Here is a 12,111-nt window from a genome sequence, read left to right as displayed (position 1 = left end):
GGCCCGTCAGGAGCGGTACGAGTGGTACGGGGGGTACGCGCTGTACGGGTGGTACGCGGGGCCCGGCGCCATCGGCGGGCCCGCGTACACCGGCGGCCGCCACATCGGGGCCGCGATCCGGGAGCCGTACGCGAGCGCGGCCCGCGCGTAGCCGCGCCGCTCCCACAGCGCGTCGAGCAGTTCCCGCTCCCGTACGACGAAATCGGCGCCGGCCCGGCCCTTGCGGCCGCGGTGCCGGAGCAGGGCGAGCGTCGTCGCGTACTCCTCGTACGCGGCGACCGCCGCGGCCGCGTCCCTGCCGCCGTAGTGCGCGGCGTACTCCCGGGCCAGGCGGCGGGCCTTGAGCGAGCCGAGGGCGAACGGCTCGGGCGGGGCGAGCCAGCCCGCGGCGACATACGCGGGCAACTCGTTCCTGACGGTGCGCAGTTCGCGGTGGCGCAGATGGACCACGAGCCAGGTGATCAGGCCGAACACCGGCACCATGAACACCGCGTACACCGCGAAGAACCCGTACTCGCCGAAGGACGACGAGCCGTTCCAGAACGCGTGCATGCCCATCGCGGCGAGCAGCCCGGCGAGCGGCAGCAACGCACGGCGGGTGCGGGCCCGGTCGGGCGCCATGACCGCGGCGAGCCCGAAACCGATGCCGGTGAGCACCGTGAACAGCGGATGCGCGAACGGTGACATCACGATGCGCACGAAGAACGTCGCGGCCGTCACCGAGGTGAGGCCGGGGCCGGTGCCGGTCAGCTGGTCGGTGCCGAAGGCGTTCCCGAGGTAGAGGATGTTCTCGGTGAACGCGAAGCCGGTCGCCGTGACACCGGCGATGACGACCCCGTCGACGACGCCGGTGAAGTCCCGTCTGCGGAACAGGAAGACCAGCAGCACGGCCGCGGCCTTCGCGGACTCCTCCACCACGGGCGCTATGACGGTGGCGCCGAGGGTATCGGCGCCGGTCGGGTCGGCGGTGGCCGTCTCGATCCACCGGGTCGCGAAACTGTTCGCGACGATCGCTATCAGGGCGGCCGCGCAGGCGCCCCAGGCGAAGGAGAAGACCATGTTCCGCCAGGGCCCGGGCTGCACCCGGTCCAGCCAGCGGAACGCGGATATCAGCAGCGGTACGGGCAGCACGGCCAGGCCGAGCCCGACCAGGAATCCCTCGGTGCCGGTCTGCTCCCGCACCAGCGCGGCGATCACCGCGCCGGACAGCGCGAGCAGCGTGGCCAGCGCCGTGGCCCGCACGCCCTTCCGCTGCCACCAGCGCGGATGCGGGACCGCGCCGTCCGGCCGGGCGCCGGGGGCGGGGTCCTGGTGGGGCGGGCAGCCGGGGTACGAAGCCACGCATTGACCCTAACGAGGGATGCGGAGCGCCGCGACGGGGCCTCGGGCCAAGGTGCCGGGACGGCCGGTGCGGGCGTTACCGGTTCTACCTGCGCCGGAACAGCAGGTCGTGCACCACGTGCCCCTTGTCCAGGCCCTGGCCCTCGAAGCGGGTCAGCGGTCGGAACGCGGGGCGTGGCGCGTAGCCGCCGTCCGCCTGGGTGTTCACGTAGTCGGGGTGGGCCGTGAGCTCCTCGAGCATCTGCTCCGCGTACTCCTCCCAGTCCGTGGCGCAGTGCACCAGGGCCCCGGGCCTGAGCGGGCCGGCCACCAGGGACAGGAACTCCGGCTGGATCAGGCGGCGCTTGTGATGCCGCTTCTTCGGCCAGGGGTCGGGGAAGTAGACGCGCAGACCGTCGAGGCTGTCGTCGGGGAGCATCGCGCGCAGCAGGATGATCGCGTCGCCGTTGGCCACCCGTACGTTCGTCATGCCGCCGCGCTCGGCCAGGTTCAGCAGATTGCCCTGGCCCGGGGTGTGGACGTCCACCGCGAGGATCCCGGTCGACGGATCGTCGGCCGCCATCTGCGCCGTGGCCTCGCCCATGCCGAAGCCGATCTCCAGGACGACCCGGTCCAGGCCCGGGAACAGCTCGGCGAGATCGAGGACGCGCTGCCCGTCGATGTCCAGGCCCCACTGCGGCCACAGCCGCTGCAACGCCTCGGCCTGCGAGGTGGTGACCCGGCTGCGGCGCGGCTGGAAGCTGCGGATGCGCCGCTCGAAGTGCGATCCGGCGGGATCGGGCCGGGGCCCGTCCGGGAAGCGCGGCTCGTTCGGGCGCTCGGGCGGGGCGGGGTGCTTGGGCGATTCGGACTCAGACACAGTGGGGCGATTTTACGGGCTCCGGGGCGGCCGTCGCTCGCCAGGGACGGCCGGCGCCGGTCCCGGGCCTACGCCGAGCCGAGCACATCGAGGGCGCGTCGGGCCACCTCCCGGCCGATGGGCAGGGACGCCGTCGCGGCGGGCGACGGCGCGTTCAGCACATGGACCGTGCGGGCGCCCTCCCGTATCAGGAAGTCGTCGACCAGCGTCCCGTCGCGCAGCACGGCCTGCGCCCGCACCCCGGCCGGCGAAGGCACCAGGTCCTGCGGGTCGACCGCGGGCACCAGCCGGCGCACCGCGTCGGTGAACGCGCGCTTCGACGCGGAGCGCCGCAACTCGCCCGCCCCGTACCGCCAGTGGCGCCGGGCGATCCGCCACGACCCGGGCCAGGCCAGCGTCCCGGCCAGCTCACGGGGCCGGACGACCCCCCAGTCGTAGCCCTCGCGGGCCAGCGCGGGCACCGCGTTGGGACCCACGTGGACACTGCCTTCGATGCCGCGCGTCAGGTGCACCCCGAGGAACGGGAACGCCGGGTCCGGCACCGGGTACACGAGCCCGCGCACCAGCTCGGGCCGGGCCAGGTCGAAGTACTCGCCGCGGAACGGCACGATGCGCATCCCCGGATCGTCCCCGGCGAGCCGGGCGATGCGGTCGCACTGCAGCCCCGCGCAGTTGACCAGGACCTTGCCGCGCACGATGTCCCCGGCGGCGGTCCGCACGGCGACGCCCAGGCCGGCCCGCCGGTCGATCCGGACGACGTCCGCCCCGTACCGGATGTCGGCGCCGGAGAGCTCGGCGAGGTGCCCGGCGACCGCGCGGTAGTCGGCGATGCCGGTGCTCGCGACGTGGATGGCGGCCAGGCCGCGCACCTCGGGCTCGTACTCCTGGATCTGGGCGGGGCCGAGCTCGCGCACCGCGATCCCGTTCTCCCTGCCGCGCTGGGCGAGGGCGTGCAGCCGGGGCAGCTCGTCCCGCTCCGTGGCGACGATCAGCTTTCCGGTGACCGCGTGCGCGATCCCGTACTCCGCGCAGAACTTGACCATCTCGGCGGCGCCGCGCACCGCGAACCGGGCCTTGAGCGAGTCCGGGCGGTAGTAGATCCCGCTGTGGATCACTCCGCTGTTGCGTCCCGTCTGGTGCCGGGCCGGGCCGGCCTCCTTCTCCAGGACGACGACGCGCGTGCCCGGTGCGGCACGCGAGACGGCATACGCGGTGGCGAGACCGACGATCCCGCCGCCGATCACCAGTACGTCCCCGTCATACGCAGCCGTCCCCACCGGCCTCACCTCCATGCCCTGCATCTTGCCCGACACCACTGACAATCCATGCGGGACAGGGGGCACGACTATGCCGGGGCCATCAGAAGAGGCCTGGCCCGCTCGCGCAGCTCGACCACGCGCGGCTCGTCGCCGTAGGGCTCCAGGCGGTGCAGCAGGTCCTTCACGTACTCCGTGGTCCGCGCGGACGAGATCCGTCCCGCGACCTCCAGGGCGCGGGTCCCCTGCTCGCACGCGGCGTCCAGGTTCCCCGACTCCAGCTCGGCCACCGCCGACACCACGAGGCGTAAGCCGTGCGAGCGCACGAACTCCTCGGTGGGCTTGGACAGCGCCTGCTCGGTGAACCTGCGCACCTGCCGCGGCGCCTTCAGGTCGCGGTAGCACTCGGCGGCGTCCGCGGCGAACCGGTCGTAGGAGTAGAAGCCGAGCCAGGAGGGGTCGCTGTCGCCGTCCCTGGACCTCTCCAGCCATCCCTCGGCGGCCCGCAGCGCGGCCCCCGCCGCCTGCGCGTCACCGGCGCGTGCGTGCGCGCGTGCCTCGACGAGGCGGAAGAAGCTCATGGTGCGGGCGGTCGCGAGTCCTCTGTTGCGCTCCAGAGCGGCCTGCGCGAGGTCGACGCCCTCGTCCCCGAACCCGCGGTAGGTGGCCTGGAGCGACATGGTGGCGAGCACATAGCCGCCCAGGGGGACGTCCGCGGCCGCCCGCGCGAGCCGCAGGGCCTGGATGTAGTACCGCTGCGCGGCCTCCTGCTGCCCGGTGTCGAACGCCATCCACCCGGCCAGCCTGGTCAGTTCGGCCGAGGCGCCGAACAAGGAGCGGCCCACGTCGTCGGAGTACGAGCCGAGCAGCAGCGGCGCCGCCTCGACCCGCAGGCACTCGGGCACCATCGACGAACGCCAGTCGCCGCCGCCGTACTTGGAGTCCCAGCGCCGCGCGTCCTCCGCGGCCTCGCGCAGCTTCACCACGTCGCTGTGGCCGACCTTCTGGGGCGCCCCCTCGTCCGTCGTGTGCGCTTCTCTCGCGACAGACGAGTCGGCCGGGGTTATCAGCCACCGTGAGGCGGGCGTCGCGTACGCGCTCACCGCGAACGAACCGGCCAGGGACTGCCAGATGCCGCCACTGCCCGCCCGGCGCCCGGCGAGGTCGAGCCGGTACAGCTCCGTGGCCGACTTCACCGCCGCCCGGACGTCGCGCGGGAAGGCGAGGCCCACTTCGGGCGCGGGATCCGCGTCGGCCAGGCCGATCTCGTGCAGCGGCACGGGCCGGCCGAGCTTCTGGCCGATCGCGGCGGCGATGAGGTGCGGCGCGGCGCCCTGCGGCACCATGCCCTTCGACACCCACCGCGCCACCGACGTCTTGTCGTAGCGAAGTGTCAACCCGCGTTGTGCGCCAAGGTCGTTGACGCGGCGCGCCAGGCCCGCGTTACTGATTCCCGCGAGGGCGAGAACGGCGCCGAGCTTCTCGTTCGGTCCGCGTAGCTCCCTGGACATGCGCCACCCCTCGACACAGACGGCTGCCGCGCCGGCACTCCACAGACCGTCTTTTGGCCTGGCATAACCGCGCGGCATTCGTACACCCAGCGTAGTTCGCCGGATCCCAAGCGTTAAGTGGCGTAGTTCCGGATGGCGAGATTGTTGTCCGTACGGAAGTACGGCGCAGGCCACGCGCCGTCACTGTGTGCTCCGGGTGTGGTGCCGTGCGCCCGTGCGTGCGCTCTTACTCCGAGGCGGGGTCGCGGCTTCCATGGAACCTGCGTGGGTCGGCCCGCTGTACTGGATCCAGTGGGCTGGGGGACACCGCCGCCTACATCCCCGCGGGCGGCGGACCGGTCCGGGAGGCGATGTGCGCCTCCCGGACTGTGCGTTGCGCGCTGTGGCCGAAGCGGGGTGTTCAGCTCCGGCCAACGGAAGCCGATTTGGCCGAAAGTCGCCCCCGTCGTCCTACCTCGCCGTGGTGGTGCCACGGTTCAACTACGGCTCAAAAGGGGCGCATTAAGGGGAGCGCACGCCGTGTCCCGCTCCCTACTTGGCCCCTCTCGGGCGCCTCCTTCGTGGCAGCATGGGGACCCCTTGGTTGTCCACAGGTTGTGGAGGCGGCAATGCGGTGGTTGGTGGGATGGAGCAGCACCGCCGCTGGACCTGTCGCCTTCGAGTCCGCAGGAGCCACGGGATCGGACGGCGAAACGGTACACCCGGTCGGTTCCCAACTCCTGTGGGGCGACCCGGATCCGCTGTGGGCGGTCGGTGACTGGCGCCCCGACGAGGTGCGCATCGTGCGGGTCGACGACCAGACGCGGATCGCGGTCCTCGGCGTGTGCGGCGCCACCGACGAACAACTGCGCGTCGGGCTCTTCGCCGCGCGCGGCGGCGCCCTGCGCCACCTCACCAACTGGCCGGGCAGCTACACCGCCGTGGTCCAGGTGGGCCGCCGCGTCATGGTGCTCGGCGACCTGGCGGGCGCGCGCCCGGTGTTCTACACCCCCTGGGCGGGCGGCACGGCCTACGCCACCGCGGCCCTGCCCCTCGCGGACCTCATCGAGGCGAACCTCGACGTCGGCCACCTCGCCGCGCTGCTCGCCACCCCCGACGTCCCGGAGGCGCTGCACGACTCGACGCCGTACCAGGGCGTGCGCCGCATCCCGCCCGGGCACGCGCTGATCCTGCGCGCCGGGGCCCGCGAGATCGCCGGCTACGAGGCGGTGGCGTCCCTCGCGGTGGGTGCCGCGCCCGTCGACCCCGGCAGCGCCGTGGACGCCGTACGGGACGCCCTGGTGGACGCCGTACGGGCCCGGCTCACCGCGCCCCGGCACGTGCCCGGCACCGACCTCGACCCCGGACCCGTGCCCGGCATGGGGCCCGCCGAGCGGCGCGCCGCCCGCGGCATGCCCGTGCCCGGTATCGGCGCGGACCTCTCGGGCGGGCCCGCCTCCGGCACCCTCGCGCTCCTCGCGGCGGGTCTGCCCGGCCTGCCCGGCACGGTCCTGGGCCACGGCACGGGAGCGGGTGAACGCCTGCTCGCGGTCACTTTCAACGACATCTCCAGCACAACGACCAATCACGAGGCGGAACTTGAACGTGCGGGGGCGCTGGCCGCGAACCCGCGCCTGCACCACGTCGTCGTGGCCGCGGGCGAAGAGGCCCTGCCCTACGCCGACCTGGACGGCCCGCTCACCGACGAGCCCAGCGCCAGCCTCGTCGCGGCGGCCCGGCACCGTGCGCGCCTCGCCTCCGGGAGCGCGGACCACTTCACCGGCTACGGCGCACGCCAGGTCCTGGACGCCCATCCGGCGCGTCTCACGGACCTCCTCATGGACAGACGCCGCCGCAGCATGGTGCGCCCGGTCGCGGCGCTCACCAAGGCGGACGGTTCTTTCACGGTGCCCGCGCGCGTGTACGGCGCGGCCCGCAAGCTGGCCCGTACGCCCTACAAGGCGGGCCTGGAGCATCTCTCGGACCGCCTGCTGCACCGCAGTTTCGACGAGCCGGGCGGCGCCGTCGGTGCGTCCCTGGCCGCGCTCACCTGGGCCAGACCGGGGCCCGCCGCGCGCTGGCTGACCGGTGAGGCTCTCGCTGAAGTATCGGTTCGCCTGCATCAGGGGACGACGCGTCCCGGACCCGGCCCCGGCCAGCGCCCCGGCGACTTCCGGGCCCGCGCGGCCCTGGCCCGCCACGCGGCGGACCTGCGCATCCTCGAACAGGCCGCGGAGATCCGCTTCCAGCGCCTGCACGCCCCGTTCCTCGACAACCAGGTGGTCCGCGCCTGCCGCGCGCTTCCCGAGTCCCTGCGCGTCCAGCCGGGGGCCCGCGCGACGATCCTGCGCACGGTCCTGGAGGGCGCGGGCGTCGCCGACCTGCCCCCGGGCTGGGGGGCGCCCTCGCACGCGTCCTCCGCGGCGGCGGCCCGCACGGGGCTGCGGGTGGCCGCGGACCAGCTGATCGCCCTCTTCGACACCCCGCTGCTGGCGCAGACGGGCCTGGTCGAGGCCCGTGTGGTCCGCAAGGCGCTGCGCGCGGCGGCCGACGGCGAACCCCTGCCCCTCGACGGCCTCGCCGACCTCGTCGCCCTGGAACTGTGGCTGCGCCGTCTGCTGGCCCGAAGAGGCACGTGCTGGACGGGCACCCCCGCACGCGCGCGTGCCGTCCCGACGGGCAGCGTCGTCCCCGAACGCGCCCTAGGAGCGGGTCCGCTCCGCTAGCAGCGCGCTCTCCCCCGCCCCAGCTCTCACGGCCGCCCGGCGCTGGGCTTACTTTGCGCGCGGGCCTGCTCTCACGCTCGCCCGCCGCGGGGTGCTTTCCTCGCCCTCGGGCCCGCTCGAACAGTCACCCGGCGCGGGGGTGCCGCCTTGCCCACCCTGCCGCCCCAGGCGGCAGACTGCCCAGGCGGTGGCGTCGGAAGCCCCACCGGTGTTCAGTCGCGTACGAGCGGCGAGGGCATGAGTCATCGGCGTCGGAAGCCCCACCGGTGTTCAGTCGCGTACGAGCGGCGAGGGCATGAGTCATCGGCGTCGGAAGCCCCACCGGTGTTCAGTCGCGTACGAGCGGCGAGGGCATGAGTCATCGGCGTCGGAAGCCCCACCGGTGTTCAGTCGCGTACGAGCGGCGAGGGCATGAGTCATCGGCGTCGGAAGCCCCACCGGTGTTCAGTCGCGTACGAGCGGCGAGGGCATGAGTCATCGGCGTCGAAAGCCCCACCGGCGGTCAGCCGCGTACGAGCGGCGAGGGCATGAGTCATCGGCGTCGGAAGCCCCACCGGTGTTCAGTCGCGTACGAGCGGCGAGGACATGAGCCAGCGGCGTCGGAAGCCCCACCGGTGTTCAGTCGCGTACGAGCGGCGAGGACATGAGCCAGCGGCGTCGAAAGCCCCACCGGCGGTCAGCCGCGTACGAGCGGCGAGGACATGAGCCAGCGGCGTCGAAAGCCCCACCGGCGGTCAGCCGCGTACGAGCGGCGAGGACATGAGCCAGCGGCGTCGGAAGCCCCACCGGGCGGAGGCCGCAAGCCGGCGGGAGGGGACGTGTCGGGGTGCCCCCGCAGGACACCGCGGGAACTCAGCGCCGGATGACGCGCCTACGGCGTACGGAGGCGACGAGACCCATCCGGCCGAGGAGGTACGCCGACGCGGCCCCGCCCCACCCCACAACGGACGGCGCACCCAGCCCCGCCCAGTCACAACCGCATCAACCCAGCCCCGCCCAGCCCGGGCCTGCCTCAGTCCATCGCCCCCCGGAAGCCACCCGCCCCGCCGCAGCCGCAGCCGTATCCGCCCAGCGGAAATATCCACCCCCGCCTCGCACCGAACCGGCGACAATGCCTAGGTGCAGTACACAATTCTGGGCACGACACAGGCCTACGACGACAAGGGCACCGCCGTCCCCGTGGGCGGCCCCCGTCTCCGCGCCCTCCTCGCGTCCCTGGCCCTGCACACCCCCCACACCGCTCCCACCGACGCCCTCATCGACGACGTCTGGGCGGACACCCCGCCCGCCGACGCCCCCGCCGCACTCCAGGCCCTGGTGGGCCGCCTGCGCAGAGCGCTCGGCAAGGAAGCGATCAGCTCGGAGGCCGGCGGCTACCGGCTCGCGGCGACCCGCGCGGACATCGACCTGTACGTCTTCGAGCGCCTGGTCCGCGAGGGCATCGCGGCGCTGACCGCGGACGACCCGGCGACCGCGGCCCGCATCCTGCGCGAGGCCCTCGCCCTGTGGCACGGCCCGGCCCTCGCCGACCTGCCCGACCACACGGCGGCCACCCGCCCCGAGGCCCAGCGCCTGGAGGCGACCCGCGCACGCGTGGCGGCGGATCTGCGGCTGGGCCGCGCCCCGGAGCTCGTACCGGAACTACGGGAACTCACCACGGCGCACCCGTACGACGAGCCCCTGCGCGCCCTCCTGATCCGCGCCCTGCGCGCGACCGGCCGGGGCGCGGACGCACTGGCCGCGTACGAGGAGGCCCGCCGCACCCTCGCGGACGGACTCGGCACGGACCCGGGCCCGGAACTGGCGACCCTGCACCGGGAGTTGCTGACGGAACCAACCGCACCTCAGCCCACGCAGTCCACGCAAGCCACACCGACCCAAGCCACACCGACCCAAGCCACACCGACCCAAGCCACACCGACCCGAGCCACATTCACCCAGCCCGCACCCACCCCCCGCCCCCCGACCCGCACAGGCAACCTCCGCCCCCGCCTGAATTCGTTCGTCGGCCGGGAACCCGAACTCGCCGCCGTCCGTTCCGATCTACGAGGAGCACGCCTGGTCACGCTCACGGGCCCGGGCGGCTCCGGCAAGACCCGCCTGGCAGAAGAGACCGCCGCCCCGGTCCCCCAGGCCTGGCTGGTCGAGCTGGCGCCGCTCGACGATCCACGGGCGGTCCCGGGCGCGGTCGTCAGCGCACTCGGCCTGCGCGAGACGGTCCTGATGACGCACGAGTTGTCGGGCCCGCACGACAACCCGACCACGCTTCTCATCGAGTACTGCGCCCAGCGCAGCCTGCTCCTGATCCTTGACAACTGCGAGCACGTCATCGACGCGGCGGCGGAGCTCGCCGAGACCCTCCTCACCCACTGCCCGGGCCTCACGATCCTCGCCACCAGCCGCGAACCCCTCGGCGTCCCGGGGGAGTCGGTGCGCCCGGTCGAGCCACTGCCCCCGGACCCCGCGCACCGGCTGTTCACCGAGCGGGCGCAGGCCGTGAGCCCCGGATTCGACCCGGCCCGCGATCCGGCGGCCGTCACCGAGATCTGCCGCCGGCTCGACGGACTGCCGCTCGCCATCGAGCTGGCCGCGGCCCGCCTCAGACTGCTCACGCCCCGCCAGATCGCGGACCGCCTGGACGACCGCTTCCGCCTCCTGACCAGCGGGAGCCGCACGGTCCTGCCCCGCCAGCAGACCCTGCGCGCGGTGGTCGACTGGTCCTGGGACCTGCTCGACGACCGGGAGCGCGCCGCCCTGCGCGAGCTGTCGGTGTTCGCCGGCGGCTGGGACCTGGCGGCGGCCGAGGCGGTGTGCGCCGGCGACGCCGTGACCGTCGCCGACACCATCGGCTCCCTCGTGGACAAGTCCCTGCTGATCGCCACACCCCACCAGGGCTCGGACGTCCCGGAGAGCACCGGTATGCGCTACCGGATGCTGGAGACCATCCACGAGTACGCGACGGAGCGCGCCGAGGAGACCCCGGGGCTGCGTCTGGCCGCGCAGCGCCGCCACATCGCGTACGTGCGCGCGCTGGTCGAGGAGGCCGACCCCAAGATCCGCTCGGCGGAGCAACTTCCGTGGATCCAGCGCCTGGAGACGGAGCTCGACAACATCCGCGCGGCGCTGAGCCGTGTCACGAGCGCGCCCGGACTGGTCGACGAGGAGACGGCGATCGCTCTGGCGCTGCACATGGGCTGGTTCTGGTGGCTGCGCAACTACCGGCCGGAGGGCTCGGGTTGGATCGACGGGATCGAGCGGCTCCTGCCGGACCGCACGGTCCCGGACGACCCGGCGGACCCGCTGTACTGGCCGCGGATGAATCTGCGGCTGCTGTCCCTCTTCCTGGCCGCCGAGTCCCGGCCCCATGAGGCCGTCGCCGACGAGCAGGGCCGGGCGCATGTGGAGCGGGTGCTCGCGGCTTTCGAGCCGCCCGGTCCGCAGGGCGCCCGCTTCCCCGGCATCGTCTGGCCGTTCTCGCTGTTCATCGTCGACAGCACCCGCGACGTCCGCGCCGCCCTCGACCAGGCTGTCATCAACTGCCGCCGGTTCGGCGGCGATTGGGATCTCGGCGTCACGCTGATGTTCCGTACGCACACGGCCGTCGACACGCAGGGCAACATGCAGGGCGTGGACGAGGACCTCGTCGAGCTGCGGGACATCGGCCGCCGGGTGGGCGATCGCTGGATGCGGGCCCAGGTGGCGAGTGCCGCGGGCGAGGCCGCCATGGGACGCGGTCGCTTCGGTGAGGCGAAGGAGCACTACGAGGAGGCGCTGCGCCTCGCCCATGAGGTGGGGGCGTTCGCGGAGACGCCGTTCCTGATGGCCCGCCTCGCCGAGATCGCCTACCGGGAGGGGGACCGCGAGACCGCGGAGAAGACCCTGGACGTGGCGAGCGCGGAGGCGGAGCAGCACGGCACCGTGGACACCACGGCCTTCGTGGCGCTGCTGCGGGCCCATCTCGCGCTGGACGACGGTGAGGTGGCCCGCGCGCGCGAGCTGTGCGACCTGTCCCGCTCGGTGGCCGCGACGGGTACGCCGCCGCCGCAGTTCGTGGCGGCGCTCGGCATCGTCGACGTCCGGATCAGGGCCGCCGAGGAGGGTCCCGCGGCCGGCCTCGCGCTCCTCGGCGGCGTGCTGGGCGAGGCGGTGCGGGGCCGGTGCTCCGAGACGGTCATCGCCGGCCTGGTCGACATCGGCGCCGAACTGCTGGCCCGCCGCGACGATCTGGTGCGCGCGGCGCGCCTGTTCGGGGCCGCCGACGGGCTGCGCGGCGGCCGGCCCCGGCCGATGCCGGAGCAGGCCGAGCAGGCGGCGGTGGAGTCCCGGGCCCGGGCCGAGCTGGGCGCCGCCCGGTACGCGGCGGAGCAGACGGCGGGCCGGGGCCTCACGCCCGGGGAGATCCTGGCCGAGCTGGGCACGGGCGCCGACGCGCGCTGACC

General features: G+C 74.0%; 6 protein-coding genes. 2 read left to right on the top strand and 4 right to left on the bottom strand.

Features of this window, described 5'->3' with window-relative positions; translation table 11 throughout:
• Positions 1 to 6 precede the first annotated feature (6 nt).
• The 4 genes from ACVHNB_RS39445 to ACVHNB_RS39430 form a co-directional block, all read right to left on the bottom strand.
• Positions 7 to 1,341: a PrsW family intramembrane metalloprotease gene (locus ACVHNB_RS39445; RefSeq protein WP_428953776.1), complete on the bottom strand. Its 1,335-nt coding sequence runs from the start codon at positions 1,339 to 1,341 to the stop codon at positions 7 to 9.
• A gap of 85 nt (positions 1,342 to 1,426) precedes the next feature.
• Positions 1,427 to 2,200 (bottom strand): tRNA (guanosine(46)-N7)-methyltransferase TrmB, encoded by a 774-nt coding sequence (trmB, locus tag ACVHNB_RS39440; RefSeq protein WP_428953777.1) that lies wholly within the window; start codon positions 2,198 to 2,200, stop codon positions 1,427 to 1,429.
• Between the two features lie 68 nt (positions 2,201 to 2,268).
• The gene (lhgO, locus tag ACVHNB_RS39435; RefSeq protein ID WP_428953778.1) at positions 2,269 to 3,492 is read right to left on the bottom strand and encodes an L-2-hydroxyglutarate oxidase; all 1,224 of its coding nucleotides are present in this window, start codon (positions 3,490 to 3,492) and stop codon (positions 2,269 to 2,271) included.
• Between the two features lie 53 nt (positions 3,493 to 3,545).
• Positions 3,546 to 4,967, bottom strand: coding sequence for an MFS transporter (locus ACVHNB_RS39430; RefSeq protein ID WP_428953779.1), 1,422 nt, complete (start codon positions 4,965 to 4,967; stop codon positions 3,546 to 3,548).
• Positions 4,968 to 5,575: 608 nt separating this feature from the next.
• On the opposite strand from ACVHNB_RS39430, the gene ACVHNB_RS39425 reads away from it, so the two are divergent.
• Both ACVHNB_RS39425 and ACVHNB_RS39420 read left to right on the top strand, forming a co-directional pair.
• Positions 5,576 to 7,672, top strand: a complete 2,097-nt coding sequence (locus ACVHNB_RS39425; protein ID WP_428953780.1) for an asparagine synthase-related protein — start codon at positions 5,576 to 5,578, stop codon at positions 7,670 to 7,672.
• Between the two features lie 1,119 nt (positions 7,673 to 8,791).
• On the top strand, positions 8,792 to 12,109 hold the full coding sequence (locus tag ACVHNB_RS39420; RefSeq protein ID WP_456227016.1) for an ATP-binding protein: 3,318 nt from the start codon (positions 8,792 to 8,794) through the stop codon (positions 12,107 to 12,109).
• The last annotated feature ends 2 nt before the right edge of the window (positions 12,110 to 12,111 follow it).

This window comes from Streptomyces sp. YJ-C3, from assembly GCF_053891275.1.
The sequence above is the reverse complement of the archived record's forward strand: the minus strand, read 5'-3'. Positions and strand labels throughout refer to the sequence as shown.

What these genes read in the sequence shown, in the direction of transcription:
- lhgO (WP_428953778.1), bottom strand. Translation starts at nt 3,492, where the DNA reads ATGGAGGTGAGGCCGGTGGGGACGGCTGCGTATGACGGGGACGTACTG.
- ACVHNB_RS39430 (WP_428953779.1), bottom strand. Translation starts at nt 4,967, where the DNA reads ATGTCCAGGGAGCTACGCGGACCGAACGAGAAGCTCGGCGCCGTTCTC.
- ACVHNB_RS39425 (WP_428953780.1), top strand. Translation starts at nt 5,576, where the DNA reads ATGCGGTGGTTGGTGGGATGGAGCAGCACCGCCGCTGGACCTGTCGCC.